The sequence below is a fragment of the Cellulophaga sp. HaHaR_3_176 genome (assembly GCF_019021925.1).
Classification (GTDB): Bacteria; Bacteroidota; Bacteroidia; order Flavobacteriales; family Flavobacteriaceae; genus Cellulophaga.
The window spans coordinates 3,639,040-3,656,769 of record NZ_CP058990.1; the positions used below are offsets into that span (position 1 = coordinate 3,639,040).

A 17,730-nucleotide genomic window follows, 5' to 3' on the forward strand; every position below is an offset into this window, starting at 1 on the left:
TGAAATTTAATTGTTAATGGTATCCAATTTAAAATGAACTTAGATAACGGAAGAAGCAATATCTATCTTAAATATTTCGTCTTTTGTGATAACAAATACCTCGTGTTCTTTAGTAGGTTGTAATGAAAATGTTCCTGTAAATTCGCCAAACGCAGGCAATATCATTTGGTAGTTTGATTTAAAAAAACAGGCTAATTTTAATATCTGTCTCCCACTACCTTTTAATTTTATAGCGGGGTGAATATGTCCTGCGAAATTAAATAATCCTTTGCGTTCTTCAGGGTGATGTGTAAATAGAAACCCTTGTGTTACAATTTCACTAATCACCTCAATACCTAAAACTTCATATTTTAATGGTGAAATAATATCGTGGTTCCCCGCAACTAGGTATAATTTGGCTGCTGTTTTCATTACCCAATCTTCAAACAAATTCCATTCTGTATTCATAGAGGAATGAAATAAATCACCCAAAAAACAAATACTTTTAGGGTTAAATTGAGCAACAATAGCCTCTAAAAGCATAAAGTTTTTCTGGATGGCCTTTTGCGGAACGGCAGCACCGTGTTTTCTAAAATGCGATATTTTTCCAAAATGAATGTCACTAACAACAAGTGTACTTTTTTCTTCCCAAAAAAGCGCACCAGAACAATGTAGGGTAAATGTCTGATTGTTTAAAACTATGGATTCTGTCATTCAATACAAAAATAAGAAAAAGCCAAGTAGTTTTACTTTTTAGTAAGAATCGCGGTCATGCGTTTGATACGATCTGCTAATTTTTCACTAGATAATTTTTCTCGTAATCTATCTGTAATTATAGGGAACGAAAATGGTGTTGGTTTCTGGCACGGTTTCCAAACAATCTCTTGTTGCACAATGCGTTCTAATGCCAGTCTTAAACGCCCCTCTTCCAATTGATGCTCAAAAGTTTCAGTAAAAGCCTGTTGAAAAAGTAAATTATCAGCCTCATAGTCTCTAAAAACATCAAAAAGTAATTGTGAGCTGCTTTGTAAATGCTTCATTTTTACACCCTTATTTGGATATCCTGTAAATACCATTCCACTGATTACGGCAATGTCACGAAATTTTCTACGCGCCATCTCTGTGGCATTTAAACTTTTCTGTAGGTCACTCAGCATAAAGTCTGTTGAAAATAAATCATTATCTAAAACCTGCTGTATGTCTATCTCTTGATCTGAGAGTAATTCAAATCCGTAATCATTAAAAGCCAGCGAAAAAGTTATCGGTGAAAGCAAACTTATGCGGTAGCCTAAAAGGCTTCCCATGGCTTCATGCACAAACCTACCTTCAAAGGGGTAAAAAATATGGTGGTAACCATCGCGAGTTTTAAAGGTCTCAATTAAGAATTCATTGGGTTTTGGAACAATACTTTCTTTACGTTGTTGGGTAAATACAGGCTCTAGTGCTATTAGCTCTTGGCCTATTTCTTTTTTGGTTAAATGGTTTGCCGATGCTTTGTATAGTTCTTCACGTAGTAATTCGGACATTTGAGCAGAAAAAGTGAGGCGCCCACCCATCCAACTTGGTATTTTGTTTGTTTTTTTAGTAGAATTGCGCACATGTACTTGCATGTCTTTTATCCGAATAAACTCTAGATTTCTTCCAGCAAATGTGAAAATATCTCCAGGAGATAATTTGGAAACGAAGAACTCTTCTATCGACCCGATAAAACCTCCTTTTTGATAGCGTACCGTTAAATTTGCATCGCTCACAATAGTTCCTATTTGAAAACGATGTCGCATAGCGATACCTTTATTGTTGACTTTAAATTTACCATCTTCTTCAAGGTCTACTTTTTTATATTCATCATAGGTCTGCAAGCTTTGGCTTCCTAAGACTAAAAAGTTGAGTAGCCATTGCCATTGCTCTTTTGAGAGTGCTTGGTAGCAAAAGGTTTTAATTACTTCTTGGTAAATTTCATCAGGATAAAAGCCATCAGAAATAGCGAGCGTGGTGAGGTATTGCAGTAGTACATCATAACTATTCAAATACGGAATCCGGTCTTCTACTACGGTATGTTTCACAGCTTCTTGTAAAGCAGAAGCTTCAATAAGTTCTATTGCGTGCGTAGGTAAAAAATAGATGACACTCTCTTTTCCTGGTCGGTGACCACTACGCCCAGCGCGTTGTAAAAAACGGGCTACGCCTTTAGGGCCTCCTATTTGTATCACCGTTTCTACAGGAGCAAAATCTACGCCTAAATCCAAACTAGAGGTACAGACTACGGCCTTTAAGTTTGCATTGCGGATGGCTTGTTCTACCCAAAGTCGAGTTTCTTTATTAATACTTCCATGATGCATGGCAATTTCGCCAGCAAATTCAGGATGTTTTTCTAAAATTTTTTGAAACCAGATTTCGCACTGACTCCTGGTATTGGTAAATAGTAAGGTGGTTTTACTATTGTTAATTATAGGGATAATATCTTCTAATAAATGCAAGCCTAAATGTCCGCGCCACGGAAAGGTCTCCATTTTTTTAGGGATGATGCTTTTTACCGTTATTTTCTTATTCAGTTTTGCTTTTATTAAAACTGAATTTTCAAGTGTCTTAGAATCGGTACCCAATAGCACTTCTCTTGCCTGGTCTAGATTGCCTATCGTTGCAGAGATTCCCCATATTCGAAGATCCTTGGAAACTGTTTTTAGGCGAGAAAGGGCCAATTCCATTTGCACTCCTCTTTTTGTCCCTAACAGTTCATGCCATTCATCTACCACGATGGCGGTACACCCTTTAAACAGTTTGTCGTAGCCTTTAGAAGCCAAGAGTAGCTGTAAGCTTTCGGGAGTCGTGATTAATAAGTCGGGCATTTGCTTTTTCTGAGCAGTCCGCTCTTTTGTGCTGGTGTCTCCAGTCCTAATCCCTACTGTCATCTGTGTACCTAAATCAGCAGCAACTCGTTCTGCAGATTGCCTAATCTCATCAGATAAAGCGCGTAGGGGAGTAATCCAAACAGCTTTTAAACCTTTTTTATGTTTGGTTTTATACGCCGGATTAGATTTTATGTAATTTAGAATTATAGGAAACCATAGGGCATAGGTTTTTCCGCTTCCTGTAGGAGCGTTTAACAATCCATTTTTACCCTGTAAGAAAGCCTTCCAAGTATCTTTTTGGAATTTAAATGGTTTCCAATTGTTTTCTTGAAACCAATTCTCTGCAATAGTATATAATTCGTCTCTATTCATAGTACGGTTAGGGTACTGCAATTATTCTATAGCAGCTTTACTTGTACTTGGGGATTAAGTTTTTTAAATCTTCAATAGTATTGGCATCTTCTATTTTTTTATCATGTCGCCAGCGTATAATCCTTGGAAAGCGAGTGGCAATGCCGCTTTTGTGTCTTTTTGATAAGGCGATTCCTTCAAAAGCAATTTCAAATACATGATGTGGGGTAACACTCCTTACGGGTCCAAAACGTTCAAGAGTATTCTTTTTGATCCAAGCATCTACTTTACGGAACTCAGCATCGGTAAGTCCCGAATACGCTTTTGCAAAAGTGACCAGTTCTTTTTCTCCCTCCTCATTGGTATTCCAGAGCGCAAAAGTATAATCGGTAAATAAATTACTTCTTCTTCCATGACCGCGCATGGCATATGTTAATACAGCATCAATTGTTAGTGGGTCTACTTTCCATTTCCACCAATCGCCCTTTTTCCTGCCTACTAAGTAGGGAGAATCTTTTCTTTTGAGCATTAAACCTTCGCTATGCATTTCGCGTGCCCGTTCTCTTTCTTGCGCAACCTCTTCCCAAGTGGAGCAATGTATTGTTTCTGAAATTTGAAAGGGTAGATCCTCTATAGTTGAAATAGTTTGATATAATTTTTCTAATAGCTCCCTTCGTTCTATAAAAGGAAGATGCCGAATATCATTCCCTTCCCATTCTAAAATATCATAGGCTTTGAGAATTACGGGCGTTTTTTTTAGCAATGCTTTAGAAACCGTTTTTCTTCCAATCCTAGTCTGTAAATCATTGAAAGTACCGATGATGTTATTCGCGTAGGGTAAAATTTCAGCATCAATGACGGTCCCGTTCGGAATTATACCTACCAATTTTTCTAGTTCAGGATACTTATCGGTTACTAATTCTTCTCCGCGACTCCATACAAATAATTCATCATTTCTAAATATGGTTTGTGAGCGTATACCGTCCCATTTATGTTCTGCAGACCATTCTTGAACATCACCTAGATCATGTACTTCATTCTCAATAGCGTAAGCTAAATAAAAAGGATATGGTTTTGATAGGTAGTCATTTTCATTTTCCTCTAATATCAGTTCTTGAAAAGTAATTGTTTTAGGGTCCCAATTCCCCATCAATTTATAGGCTAATATATCCTCATTTATTTCTGTAGCTTTAGATAAGGCCTTGGTCATTAATTTTTGACTTACACCAATTCGGAAACCTCCTGTAATTAATTTGGTAAATACAAAACGTTCATAATAATCTAATGCTTTCCAGTTGTTATAGAGGTATTCTTTTTTCTCTTCTTCGGGCTTCTTTTTTAAAAGAATCATTTCTTCTAAAAATTCCGTGAGCGATTTGTCAGTTTGCAAAGGATTAGATGGAATTACTAAGGCTATAGTTTCTGCTAAATCACCTACAATATGATAACTCTCTTCAAAAAGCCATAAAGGAATATTGGATAATTCTGAAGCCCATTGTCTTAACAAGGTCGTATTTACCGGTCTTGGAGGTCTTCTATGTGATAAGATAGCGATGGTCCACACCTTATCTGTATCACTCGCTTTTGCAAAATACTCGGCTAGAGCAGCAACCTTTGTATTTGTTTTGGTTGTGCTGTCTAAGGTTTTAATAAGTGATGCAAAATTCTTCATGCGGTAAAATTCAAGCTAAGTTGTTCTAAGCAATTATTTTTTCTTCTATTTCTGTGGTTTCTTCTTCTCCGTATTGTGTTTCTTCGGTTCTGGCATCATACCCTTGTTCTCGCAAGTATCTTGAAAAGATATCTGAATAGCCATGTGTACAAATTACCTTTTCGGCACCAGTAGCTTTAATACTTTCTAATAAACCTGTCCAATCACAATGATCACTGAGTACAAACCCTTTGTCTATTGCTCTTCTGCGTCTTGCCCCTCTAAAGGTCATCCAGCCACTGGCTGATCCTGTAACGTAAGGCACCATTTTTTTTATCCACGTACTGCCGTGTGCGCTGGGAGGAGCTAGTACCATGTTGCCCAGCAAATCTTGTTTTTTGGTTTCTTTAGTGATTAGTGTTGTTGTCGGGAAATCTACCAGTGGCCGTAATACTTCGGTCATGTTTTCTATGGCGCCGTGGGTGTATATTTTGCCTATATCGGGATTCAAATATTTTAATAGACGTTGCGCTTTACCTAGGCTATATCCAAAAAGTATCGATGTTTTTCCTTCCGCTTGGTTTTCAAGCCACCAATTGTTAATAGATTCCATCACTTCGTCTTGTGGTGTCCATTTAAAAGCGGGTAATCCAAAAGTGCATTCTGTAATGAACGAATCACATTTTACGACTTCATAGGGTGTAGAAATTCCGTCGTTTTCAGTTTTATAATCTCCAGTAAACACCCATACCTCTCCTTTATGTTCTACGCGTATTTGTGAAGAACCAATAATATGTCCTGCAGGGTGTAGGCTAAATTTCACATTATTTATAGTAAAGGTTTGTCCCCATTCTACTCCAGATACATTTATCTCTCCTAGTCTGTGGCTTATAATTGGTACATTTCTATGGTGTGTAATGTAGCTTTTATGTCCATAACGGCTATGATCTGCATGGCCATGTGTGATAATAGCTTTATCAACGGGTTTCCAAGGATCTAGATATACTTTGGCGACACTGCAATAAATACCCTTATCAGTAAATTGTAGTAATGGATTTTTCATAGCCTTGTGAAATTACAAAATTCAAAAACTCAATCAAACTTCTTGTGTTTATGATTGACATGAATCTCTTATAAATAATATTATAGTTTTTAAAACACTAAAATAATCTAGTCCAAGAGGAATTAAGAACTCGAAAAAAATTATATTTGCTCCTATTAAAATATAAAAATTATGTCTTTTGTAGATTTATATAGTAGTGGTGAACACCGTAGAAACTTGGCGCACTTTGCGTCAATTGCTTCTTTAGCCGCTATTGATGGTGAAGTTAACCTTAAAGAGAAAGCTTTATTAGATCGTTTTGCTAGAAAATTAGATATTACTGATACGGAATATAGTGAGGTAATAAAATCTGATAATAAATATCCAATTAATCCTCCTGCAACTTCAGAAGAGCGTTTGGAACGTTTATTTGATTTGTTCAGAATTATTTTTGCTGATCATGAAATTGATGAAGAAGAAATGATTTTAATTAGAAAATATGCAATCGGACTTGGATATTCGAGCGAAAGTGCAAAAAAGGTTATTGATCGATCTGTTGCTATTTTTAGTGGAAAAATAGATTTTGAAGATTACGTTTATTTAGTAAAGCATTAAAAGATTTGTAAAATAAAAAAGTGAAGCATTTAGCTTCACTTTTTTTTTATAATCTTATTTAGAAAAGTTTATTTCATAAACTCTTCTGCCTTTTTAACCATGTTTTTACTTCCGCAGAAAAAAGGTACACGTTGGTGTAACTCAGTAGGGTTGATTTCCATAATACGTCTTTTACCATCACTAGCTAAACCATTGGCTTGTTCGGCTATAAATGCCATTGGGTTGCATTCGTAAAGTAGCCTAAGTTTTCCTTCAGAAGCAACACTGCTTTTAGGATACATATAAATACCCCCTTTAATCATGTTTCTGTGAAAATCAGATACTAATGATCCAATATAACGAGATGTATAAGGTCTATCATCCTCTTCTTTCTGGCAATATTTAATATAATCTTTTACGCCTTGAGGGAAATGAACATAATTACCTTCGTTAACAGAATATATATTTCCGTTTTCTGGGAAACTCATATTAGGGTGCGATAGATAAAAGGTACCTAAAGCAGGGTTTAATGTAAAACCATTCACGCCATCACCAGTAGTATAAACTAACATAGTAGATGTACCGTAAATTATATAACCAGAAGCTATTTGGTTAACACCTGGTTGTAGAAAATCTTCAATAGTAACAGGTGTACCTACAGGAGTTACACGTCTGTAAATTGAAAAAATGGTACCTACGGAAACATTAACATCAATATTAGAAGACCCATCTAATGGATCAATTAAAACTACATATTTGTTTTGATGTTGATTATCAAAACTATTAATACTGATAAAATCATCTTCTTCTTCAGAAGCTATACCGCAAACAATTTCTCTTTTCTTTAGTGTTTGTATGAATTTTTCGTTTGCAAGAACATCTAATTTCTGTTGGTTTTCACCTTGAATGTTTTGATCTCCTGCTTCTCCTAAAATATCTACTAAACCAGCTTTATTAACTTCATGATTTACAACTTTAGCTGCTAATCTTAATCCATTTAATAGCCGAGATAACTCACCTGAAGAGTATTTGAAAGAATCCTGGTTTTCAATAATAAACTCTCCGAGAGTTTTGTATTGTTTGGTCATGTTAATTGTGTTTATTTAAGTACAAATATCGTCTTTTTTGTGAAACTATAACGTTTTCGTACATTTTAAGTTTTTAAAATTTATAACTTCATGTTATATTTGTAACAATAAAAATTGAGTTAGGTTTCATATTGTGAATACACAAATAATGCTAGCCAGTAATTATTAAAATCTAAAAAAAAGAGCAATGAAATTTTCAATACGAGAAGCGCAAAAAAAAGATATGAATCAAGTTTTATCATTAATTAATGAACTTGCTGTGTTTGAAAAAGAAGATAATGCTGTTGAAGTCACTTTAGAAGACCTAATTAGAGATGGTTTTGGTGCTAATGTGCTTTTTCATTGTTTTGTCGGTGAAGTAAATAATGAAATAAAAGGAATGGCTTTGGTGTATAATAGATACTCAACTTGGAAAGGTCCTATTATTCATTTAGAAGATTTAATAGTTACAGAAAGCATGAGAGGAACAGGTATGGGGACAGCTTTGTTAAATGAAGTTGTTAAGTACGGGCATGCATTAGGTGTTAAAAGAATAAACTGGGAAGTTATAGATTGGAACGAATCTGCAATTAATTTTTACGAAAGTAAAGGTGCAAATGTTATGCGTGATTGGGATGTAGTTCAGTTAGATGAAAATGGTATTAAAAATTATATTTCTAATATATGAGAATTTTTAAATTTGGAGGTGCATCTGTAAAAGATGCAGATGGGATAAAAAACGTTGTAAACGTATTAAACCAAGTTGGTTTTGACAATACCTTATTAGTTGTTTCAGCAATGGGTAAAACAACTAACGCGATGGAAACGGTTGTGAATAGTTACTTTGAAGATAAGTCAGAAGTAGCATCAGCAATACAAGATGTTTTAAAATACCATAACGATATTTTAATGGATTTGTTTGAAAATGATAAGCATGTAATTTTTAAACAAATAAAATCATTATTTGATGAGGTGCAAGGTTTTTTAGCATGGAACAAATCTCCGAAATATAGCTTTGTATATGATCAAGTTATTGGATATGGTGAGCTTGTCTCTACAACAATATTAAGTGCCTATTTAAATGAAATAGGCATAACAAATACTTGGTTAGATGTTCGTACGTTCATAAAAACAGATGATAATTACCGTGATGCCACTGTAGATTGGGAAAAAACACAAGCGAGTATTACAAAAGGTATTGATAAAACTAAATTAAATATCACACAAGGCTTTATTGGTAGTGATGATAACAATTTTACAACAACCCTTGGTCGTGAAGGTTCAGATTATTCTGCCGCAATTTTAGCATACTGCCTTAATGCAACAGCGGTAACTATTTGGAAAGATGTGCCTGGAGTGTTAAATGCAGACCCAAGATATTTTGAAAACACACAATTGTTAAATCAAATATCGTATAGAGAGGCTATTGAATTGGCCTTTTACGGCGCATCTGTAATACATCCAAAAACATTACAACCTTTACAGAGAAAAGAAATTCCATTACACGTAAAATCTTTTATCGAACCTAAAAATGCTGGTACTACTGTAGGTAAAGGAGCAAATATAGAACCTAAAGTACCTTGTTTTATCGTGAAGAAAAATCAAGTTTTAATGAAACTTTCATCACTTGACTTCTCTTTCATTGTAGAAGATAGTATTAGTGAGCTTTTTAAATTATTACATGATCATAAAATGAAAGTAGATCTGATTCAAAACTCAGCTATTAGTTTTTCGGTATGTGTAGATAATAAATTTGGAAGGTTAGAAGAGCTTTTAGATCATTTAAAGGGGAAATTTAAAGTTACACATTATGAGAATGTTGCGTTGTATACAATACGTCATTTTGATACCGAAGCGATAACAGGTTTGCAGAAAGGGAAAGAAATACTTTTAGAACAAAGAGGTAAAGAAACAGTTCAATTAGTAGTAAAATAAAAAATTGTTAAGTAATAAATAACTTGTTCAATCAAATACTAAAATATCGGTACTTGATTGAACAAGTTTGTTTTTTATCACTTTTTAATCGCTTATTCTTATCTTAGCAGATAGTAAAATTGATAAGGTCATATGGGTTTAGTAACCGCGAAAGAAGTAGCGAAAGCAATTAATTTAGAGAAGTACGGTTTTATAGGTACTTTCATTGGTTGGGTGCTTTTAAAAGTAACCAGAATATCTAGTATAAATAAGTTTTACGATACAATTAAGCATCTTAATGGTCAAGAATATGCAGATGCGATTCTTTCTTATTATGAAATAAATTACGAAATACCAGAAGAAGATTTTAAAAGATTACCAAAAGATGGCGCATATGTAACGATATCAAATCATCCTTTAGGTGCGATTGACGGTATTATTTTATTAAAATTAATGGCCGCCCAGCGAGAAGATTTTAAAATGATGACCAATTTTTTACTTCAAAGAATGGTCCCTATTGCTCCTTATATAATTCCTGTAAATCCTTTTGAGGGCCATAAAAGTGCAAAAAGTAGTGTAGCAGGTTTTAAAGCGGCATTAGTGCATTTGAAAAATGGTCATCCACTAGGGATATTTCCTGCAGGTGAAGTTTCTACTCATAAAGATGAAAAATTAATAGTAGATAAGCCATGGGAAGAATCAGCTCTTAAATTGATAAGAAAAGCAGAAGTGCCTGTTATACCTATTTATTTTCATGCAAGAAATAGTAGATTCTTTTATCGATTAGCAAAAATCAGTGGTGTTTTTAGAACAGCAAAAATACCTTCAGAAGTTTATACTCAAAAAAATAGACCAATTAAAGTTCGAATAGGCCAGCCTATTAGTGTGAAAGCGCAGAAAGAGCAAGAAACGCTAGTAGATTTTACTATTCTTTTACGCAGAAAAACATATATGTTATCTAACGCGTATGAAAAAGAAAGATTAACAGAGCGTATTAGAGAACAAATACCTACATCTCTAAAAATTCCAAAAGCTCCGAGTGTAATTGCATCAGCAATTAGCCCGGAATTAATGGAAAAAGAAATAGTAGCACTTCGCGAAAAAGATTGTAGGCTTTTGCAAAGTAAAAACTACGAGGTTTTTTTAGGTGTTAAAAGTGACATGCCTTGCATTTTACAAGAAATAGGAAGGCAGCGCGAAGTAACATTTAGAGCAATAGGTGAGGGTACTAACAAGTCTATAGATTTAGATGAATTTGATAATTATTATCATCATCTTTTTCTGTGGGATGACAACGAAAAAGCTATTGTAGGTGCCTACCGTATGGGAATAGGGTCAGCTATTTACAAAAAATATGGTATTAACGGATTTTATTTACAAGATTTATTTAGGGTTGAACCTGAGTTATACCAAATGATGAGCGAATCTATTGATATGGGGCGCGCTTATATTACAAAAGAATACCAACAAAAGCCTATGCCATTATTTTTACTTTGGAAAGGTATTGTTCATACTACATTAAGGTTTCCAGAACATAAATATTTAATAGGTGGAGTTAGTATTAGTAATCAATTTTCTAACTTTTCAAAATCGTTAATGATTGAGTTTATGAAATCTCATTATTACGACCCTTATGTAGCTCAATATATACACCCTAAAAAAGAATTTAAGGTTAAGTTAAAAGATGCAGATAAAGAATTTGTTTTTGATGAAACTCAGGCAGATTTAAATAAATTTGATAGATTAATTGATGAGGTAGAGCCAGGTAACTTGCGTTTGCCTGTATTAATAAAAAAATATATTAAACAGAATGCAAAAGTGGTTGCATTTAATGTTGATCCTCTTTTTAATAATTCTGTTGATGGCCTAATGTATATTAAGATAGCAGATTTGCCAGAAAGCACAGTGAAGCCGGTTATGGAAGAGTTTCAGGCAGAGTTAGAGCGTAAATTGGCAAACGGTCAAGATCTTAATTTAAGTGATCCAGAAGATGATGAGTTGAGTTAAATTACGATAGAAATAAAAAAAGCCAAATCGTAAGATTTGGCTTTTTTTATAAGATGTACTTGTTTTAAAACCAAGGTTTTCTTCCTGCTTGGTATGTATTGTAAAATTCTTCGTCAGATTTAGTTAAATATATAATGCCTTCTATTAAGCCGATTAAAGCAATAATTGATGTAGGTATACCACAAAGAAACCAACCTAAAACGCCACATACGGCCATAATAATTCCTTCTTTTTGATACCCTAAGATAAACTTATGTACACCTAACCAGCCCAATACTATTGCTAAAATACCAGCTAATATCTTTTTATTCTCATCACCATTACCTAGGCTATTTAATCCTTGGTTAAATTCATTTGCGGTTTTTTTAGCACCATCTGCAAACTCGTTATGTTCTTGTTCTGTTTTGTTTTCTTCTGACATTGGTTGAATATTTGTTGTTTAAGGGCTAAATGTAATAATTATTTAATTATTAGTGAAATACAGAGCTGTAAGGCTTTTAATATTTAGTTTTAATAAGGTGAAAATCTTATTAAAACAATGAATTAGTTTGTGAAATTTTCTTTCACTTTATCAACAACAGTTTGTGCGAGTTTAATTTTACTTTCAACAGTCCACCCAGCAACATGCGGAGTTAAAAGAACGTTGTCAGCATCGATTAAATATTTGAAAGCATCTGGTAATTCATTATCAGTAAACATATTTTCGAAGGATGATTTTTCGTATTCTAAAACATCAAGTCCTGCACCAAGTATTTTCCCAGATTTTAATGCATTCACTAAATCTTGTGTAACAACACATTTGCCTCTTGCGGTATTTAATAACCAAAAATCATTTTTAAAACCTTCGATAAACTCAGTATTAATCATCTCTATTGTAGTTTCAGTTTGCGGAACGTGAAGACTTACAACTTCGCATCTTTGTTGAAACTCCATAATACCCACTTGCCTTGCATTTTCGTCACCAACACCACCTTTTATATCATAACAGATAACATCAACATCAAAACCTTTTAATTTTTTAGCAAAAGCTTTACCCATGTTGCCATATCCAATAATACCTACAGTTCTGCCGTCAAGTTCTATTCCTCTATTGCCTTCTCTATCCCATTTACCGCTACGAACTTCTTTATCGGCAGAGTTAAGTTTATTAAATAAAGTTAGTAGCATGCCTAAACTATGCTCTCCAACAGCATTTCTATTACCTTCTGGTGCAGCTGCCAAAAATATGTTTTTACTTTTTGCATGAGCAATGTCAATATTTTCTAAACCAGCGCCAAGTCTGCCGATAAATTTTAAATTAGTTGCCTTGTCTAAAAAACGACTATCAATTGAAAATCTGCTGCGTATAATAATACCATCGTATTCATGTATTTTAGCTTCAATTTCCTGTTTGGTAGAGGTGTAATCTTCATCGTTAAAATAGCCAAGTTCATTAAACTGCTCTATAATTAAAGGGTGATTAACATCTAAATGCAATACTCGCATATATTTAAATTTTTGGGTAGTTAGTTTGTGTTAGTTCGTGTTTTGTTTCTCCGGTGTGTGAGGTATTCAATTGCTCAAATAACATGACTTCTACAATTTCATTATTTTTAGTCATTGGACAATGTTCTACTCCTTTCGGAACTATAATGATTTCTCCTTCTTTTACAATCTCAGTTCTGTCTCTAAATTGCATGTATAGGGTACCTTTTAAAATTTGAAAAAGTTCATCTTCATTTTCATGTGCGTGCCATACAAATTCCCCTTGTAATTTAGCTAAAAGTACTTGCATATTATCTACAATACCAATCTGATGAGGATGCCATGTTTTTTCAAATTCGGCATGTTTGTTTTTCAGATTAACTGTTTTCATATATCAAAGGAGGTTTGATTTAAAATCAAGCTTAAATATAATAAAAAAAAGCACCAACCGGATTTAGAGTTGATGCTTTATAACGTGTAACTATAATATTGTTTACTTAATTACTTTTTTCGTAATTCAAATAAATCTTTTCTTCGGTCACGTAGGTTTTTAACACTACCAAATTGATTTAATTCACGTAGCAAATCAATATCAACATCAGCTATTAAAATCATCTCAGTATTAGGTGTAGCTTCTGCTTTTATTCCATTTGCAGGAAAAGAAAAATCGCATGGAGTAAATACCATTGATTGTGCATATTGAATATCCATATTAGCTACTTTTGGTAAGTTACCTACACTACCAGCTATAGCAACATAACATTCGTTTTCTATTGCTCTTGCTTGTGCACAATGTCTTACTCTTGAGTAGCCATTTTGAGTGTCTGTTAAAAAAGGTACGAATAGAATATCCATTCCATCGTCAGCTAAAAGTCTACTAAGTTCTGGAAATTCAGAATCGTAACAGATTAATATCCCTATTTTACCACAATCGGTATCATAACTTTTTAACTCTGTTCCGCCTTGCATACCCCAAACTCTTGCTTCGTCTGGTGTTACATGTAATTTTTCATAACGTTCAGTTGTACCATCTCGTCTGCATAAATAGCCAACATTATAAAGTAAATCATCTTTAAATTCAGGCATACTTCCTGAAATAATATTGATGTTATAAGATATGGCCAATTCAGAGAATTTTTTTACAATTGAAGCAGTGTGTTTTGCAAGCTCTCTAATAGCATCAGACTCTTTCATGTGGTTGTTTTCGGCCATTAATGGGGCGTTGAAAAACTCAGGGAAAAGAGCAAAATCTGATCGGTAACCAGAAACTGAATCTACAAAGAACTCTACTTGCTGCATTAAATCATCTAAATTCTTATATGGGCGCATTTGCCATTGAATAAGACCTAAGCGAATTATCTTTTTCTTAGTAACCGCTTTTGGTTTATTTTTTTCATAATAAATGTTATCCCATTCTAATAAAACGGCATATTCATTAGATGCAGAATCACCTTCAAGATAACCTTTCATTACTTTTGAAGGGTGAAAATCATTAGAAATTTGAAAGTTTAATACAGGGTCATGTATCTCTTTACGTTTTACTTTTTCTATATATTCTTTTGGAGAAATCTCATGAGAATATTTGTGGAAATTAGGGATTCTACCTCCAAAGATAATACCTCTTAAATTCTCTCTTTCACATAATTCTTTTCTGTAATCATAAAGTCTGCGACCTAATCGTAGACCTCTGTATTCTGATTTTATAAAAACCTCGATACCATATAAAACATCACCATCTTTTTTAAGGGTGCTAAAAGTAAAATCGCCAGTAACTTCACGATAAGTATGTGCTCTATCAAATTCAGAATAATCGACACGTAAAGCTAGTGCGCAGCCAGCCAAATTACCATTTACTTTAATGACAACTTGCCCTTGATGAAATTCATTAATTAATAGTTGTATTAAGCTCTCTTTCCAATAGGCATTTTCCATATTTGGATAAGTCTCAATCATAGCTGATTTTAACTCTTGATAATCATCAATAGTTAAAAATTCAAGTTCAATATTTTCAATATTCTCTATCATATCATTGTGCTAAAAACAGCGCAAAGATTACAACTTTTTTCAATAGAAAATACAATTGAATTAAATAAAATTAAAATTTCAATGATTTTTGTTTGAATGAATGATATTCAGGAGGTTAAGAGGCTTAAAAGCCAAGAATAATTTTTGCAATAGTGAAGTAAATTAAGATACCAATAACATCATTACTAGTGGTTATAAATGGACCTGTTGCAATAGCGGGATCAATACCTCTTTTGTTTAGGAAAATAGGAATAAAAGTACCAATTACTGCGGCATTTATTACAACAGTAACTAGTGCAATACCTACGGTTACAGAAAGTAAGTATGTGGTGTGAAATGCGAAATGACTTATAAAAAGAAAAACAATAGCTAAAGCAATACCGTTTACTAAACCTAATAATAACTCTTTACCTAATCGGCCCCAAATAGCACCTTTTATAGAATCATTTGCTAAGCCTTGAACAACAATTGCAGAAGATTGTACACCTACGTTACCAGCTGTAGCCTGCATTAATGGTATAAATGAAAGTAGTATGGGAAAGTTGATAAAAGCGCCTTGAAAGCTGTTTATAATGCTTGCAGCACCTACGCCACCCATCATACCAATTGTGAGCCAAGGTAAACGAGCACGTGTTAAATCCCAAATACTATCATCAGCCTCTACATCTTTAGAGATACCGGCAGCCATTTGGTAATCTTTTTCAGCCTCTTCTCTAATAACATCAACAATATCATCAATAGTAATACGACCAACTAAACGACCAATTTCATCAACAACAGGTATCGCTTCTAAATCATATTTAGACATTATTTTAGCAACCTCTTCTGGTTTTTCATTAACATTTACAGAATCAACCTTTGAAATATAAATGTCTTTAATAGGTGATTTTGTAGATGTTGTCAATAAATCTTTTAATGAAAGTCTTCCTTTCAATTTTTCTTCATCATCAATAACGTAAATAGAATGTACACGAGTTACATTTTCTGCTTGAGATCGCATTTCTTTAACGCAGGTAAGTACATTCCAGTTTTCATTAACCTTAACGAGTTCTTTTGCCATAAGACCACCGGCAGAATTCTCATCATAACGAAGAAGATCTACAATGTCTTTAGCATGCTCCTTATCTTCTATTTCTGAAATTACCTGATTGACAATATCTTTAGGTAATTCACCAATAATATCAGCAGCATCATCGGTATCTAATTCATCTAACTCTTCGGCAATTTCTTTAGCAGAAAGCTTGCTTAAAATTCTTTCTCGAACATCTTCATTTAGCTCGGTAAGTATGTCAGATGTTTTGTCGCTATCTAAAAGTTTTATTAAATAGGTTGCTTCATCTTCATTTAACTCATCGATAATTTCAGCGATATCAGCGTAGTGAATATCGTTTAGTATCGAAGATAATTCTCCATCGTTATTGTTAGCGATGTGTATTTCGATGCTTCCTATTAGCTCATCTGTGAGTTTAAATGGTATCATTCTCAATTTTATTAGTCAGCGCAATAAAGTCTGTTACTGATAATTGTTCAGGTCTTTTGTCAAAGATAGTATCTTCTTTTAGACTATCAGAAAGGTTGAATGTTTTTAAACTGTTACGAATTGTTTTTCTTCGTTGATTAAAAGCTGCTTTTACAACTTTATAAAGCGCTTTTTCATCGCAATCAATAGTGATGTTTTCTTTTCTTGTTAATCGCAACACTCCAGAATCTACTTTTGGTGGCGGATTGAAAACATGGGGGTCTACAGTAAATAAGTATTCAGCATCATAAAATGCTTGAACTAAAACAGAAAGAATACCATAAGTTTTACTGCCTTCTTTTTCGCAAATACGTTTTGCAACTTCTTTTTGAAACATGCCTGTAAATTCAGGCACCAATTCTTTTATTTCTAAAAGCTTAAAAACTATTTGTGTAGATATATTGTAAGGGAAATTACCTGTTATTGCAAACTGCTCATCACCAAATAATGTAGTGATATCGTATTTTAAAAAATCAGCTTCAAGTACATCAAATTTATTTTTTCGACCAATAAATTGTGGGTGTTCTAATAAAAAACTATCATTTAAATATATTATAGATTCAGAATCCAAATCCATAGCCACTAAATCTAATTTTTGTGTTAGTAAGTATTTAGTTAAAACACCTGTTCCTGGGCCAATTTCAATTGCATTTTTATACCCTTTTAAGGTTAGGGTTTCGGCAATTTGCCTTGCTATATCTTCATCTTTTAAAAAGTGTTGCCCTAAATATTTTTTAGCCTTTACAGGACTAGCCTCTTTAAAAGTCTTTTTAGACTTATTTTTATTATAGCTATTGAATTGTTTTTTGGCCATCACTTAATTTTATTTCTTTATCACATAGCATCAAGCTGTTATACTTGATTTTAAAAGCAATACCTCACAATAGTGAATTTCCTACTTTTATATAAATTTAGTTGAATCCTATTTAAGATAATCACAACTAAAAAGAGAATATTAATATTCGTTTACAACCTCTAATTCTGTTCTGAAGGCTAACATTTTATCAGCAAAAAGCTTTAACCCTTCTTGTCGTAATCGAGGAGCATCTTCTTTATAATATTGTTCTAAAATTTCTTTTGATGTTGTTGTGTATTGAACGGAATATGTTAATCCTCCCATTTCTTCTTCAACAAGTACTTTGCACATTTTAGCGGTGCTAAATTTGCCTGTTGCTAACATTTGAGGAATATGGTCTTCACGCATCCATTTTAGCCAATCTTCATGAATAGATTCGTCGATATTTGAAGTTACATTGTATATATACATT

At 33.5% G+C, this 17,730-nt stretch carries 16 protein-coding genes; 4 read left to right on the forward strand and 12 right to left on the reverse strand.

Annotated elements, in window-relative coordinates; genetic code table 11:
- Nucleotides 1–39: 39 nt before the first annotated feature.
- From pdeM to H0I23_RS16030, 4 genes are read right to left on the reverse strand one after another with little or no spacing between them, the layout of a single operon-like run.
- Nucleotides 40–693: a ligase-associated DNA damage response endonuclease PdeM gene (gene pdeM / locus H0I23_RS16015; protein WP_216784291.1), complete on the reverse strand. Its 654-nt coding sequence runs from the start codon at nt 691–693 to the stop codon at nt 40–42.
- Nucleotides 694–725: 32 nt separating this feature from the next.
- Nucleotides 726–3,200, reverse strand: a complete 2,475-nt coding sequence (locus tag H0I23_RS16020; protein WP_216784292.1) for a ligase-associated DNA damage response DEXH box helicase — start codon at nt 3,198–3,200, stop codon at nt 726–728.
- A 37-nt stretch (nt 3,201–3,237) separates the two neighbouring features.
- Nucleotides 3,238–4,851, reverse strand: a complete 1,614-nt coding sequence (locus H0I23_RS16025) for an ATP-dependent DNA ligase (protein WP_216784293.1) — start codon at nt 4,849–4,851, stop codon at nt 3,238–3,240.
- A 25-nt stretch (nt 4,852–4,876) separates the two neighbouring features.
- Nucleotides 4,877–5,893, reverse strand: a complete 1,017-nt coding sequence (locus tag H0I23_RS16030) for a ligase-associated DNA damage response exonuclease (protein WP_216784294.1) — start codon at nt 5,891–5,893, stop codon at nt 4,877–4,879.
- Nucleotides 5,894–6,064: 171 nt separating this feature from the next.
- Here H0I23_RS16030 and H0I23_RS16035 point away from each other — a divergent pair, with 171 nt between their 5' ends.
- The gene (locus H0I23_RS16035) at nt 6,065–6,487 is read left to right on the forward strand and encodes a TerB family tellurite resistance protein (RefSeq protein ID WP_216784295.1); all 423 of its coding nucleotides are present in this window, start codon (nt 6,065–6,067) and stop codon (nt 6,485–6,487) included.
- Between the two features lie 68 nt (nt 6,488–6,555).
- Here H0I23_RS16035 and fbp read toward each other — a convergent pair whose 3' ends face one another.
- Entirely contained in the window at nt 6,556–7,554 is a 999-nt protein-coding gene (gene fbp / locus H0I23_RS16040; protein ID WP_216784296.1) for a class 1 fructose-bisphosphatase, read from the reverse strand.
- Between the two features lie 187 nt (nt 7,555–7,741).
- Between fbp and H0I23_RS16045 the strand changes: the two genes are divergently transcribed.
- From H0I23_RS16045 to H0I23_RS16055, 3 genes are all read left to right on the forward strand, one after another.
- Nucleotides 7,742–8,221, forward strand: coding sequence for a GNAT family N-acetyltransferase (locus H0I23_RS16045; protein WP_216784297.1), 480 nt, complete (start codon nt 7,742–7,744; stop codon nt 8,219–8,221).
- Complete coding sequence (locus H0I23_RS16050) at nt 8,218–9,468, forward strand: aspartate kinase (protein ID WP_216784298.1); 1,251 nt, start codon at nt 8,218–8,220, stop codon at nt 9,466–9,468. Before H0I23_RS16045 ends, H0I23_RS16050 begins: the two co-directional genes overlap by 4 nt.
- 132 nt (nt 9,469–9,600) lie before the next feature.
- Complete coding sequence (locus H0I23_RS16055; RefSeq protein WP_216784299.1) at nt 9,601–11,454, forward strand: lysophospholipid acyltransferase family protein; 1,854 nt, start codon at nt 9,601–9,603, stop codon at nt 11,452–11,454.
- A 64-nt stretch (nt 11,455–11,518) separates the two neighbouring features.
- On the opposite strand, the gene H0I23_RS16060 is transcribed toward H0I23_RS16055, so the two are convergent.
- The 7 genes from H0I23_RS16060 to H0I23_RS16090 form a co-directional block, all read right to left on the reverse strand.
- A complete protein-coding gene (locus H0I23_RS16060; protein WP_216784300.1) occupies nt 11,519–11,875 on the reverse strand; it encodes a TM2 domain-containing protein in 357 nt (118 codons plus the stop codon).
- Between the two features lie 122 nt (nt 11,876–11,997).
- Nucleotides 11,998–12,939: a 2-hydroxyacid dehydrogenase gene (locus tag H0I23_RS16065; RefSeq protein ID WP_216784301.1), complete on the reverse strand. Its 942-nt coding sequence runs from the start codon at nt 12,937–12,939 to the stop codon at nt 11,998–12,000.
- A gap of 4 nt (nt 12,940–12,943) precedes the next feature.
- The gene (locus tag H0I23_RS16070; RefSeq protein ID WP_216784302.1) at nt 12,944–13,309 is read right to left on the reverse strand and encodes a cupin domain-containing protein; all 366 of its coding nucleotides are present in this window, start codon (nt 13,307–13,309) and stop codon (nt 12,944–12,946) included.
- Nucleotides 13,310–13,419: 110 nt separating this feature from the next.
- Nucleotides 13,420–14,943, reverse strand: a complete 1,524-nt coding sequence (locus tag H0I23_RS16075; RefSeq protein WP_216784303.1) for a carbon-nitrogen hydrolase family protein — start codon at nt 14,941–14,943, stop codon at nt 13,420–13,422.
- A gap of 124 nt (nt 14,944–15,067) precedes the next feature.
- Entirely contained in the window at nt 15,068–16,423 is a 1,356-nt protein-coding gene (gene mgtE, locus H0I23_RS16080; RefSeq protein ID WP_216784304.1) for a magnesium transporter, read from the reverse strand.
- On the reverse strand, nt 16,410–17,276 hold the full coding sequence (rsmA, locus tag H0I23_RS16085) for a 16S rRNA (adenine(1518)-N(6)/adenine(1519)-N(6))-dimethyltransferase RsmA (protein ID WP_216784305.1): 867 nt from the start codon (nt 17,274–17,276) through the stop codon (nt 16,410–16,412). The genes mgtE and rsmA overlap by 14 nt, the downstream gene beginning before the upstream one ends.
- A 141-nt stretch (nt 17,277–17,417) precedes the next feature.
- On the reverse strand, nt 17,418–17,729 hold the full coding sequence (locus tag H0I23_RS16090) for a DUF4286 family protein (protein ID WP_216784306.1): 312 nt from the start codon (nt 17,727–17,729) through the stop codon (nt 17,418–17,420).
- Nucleotide 17,730 lies beyond the last annotated feature (1 nt).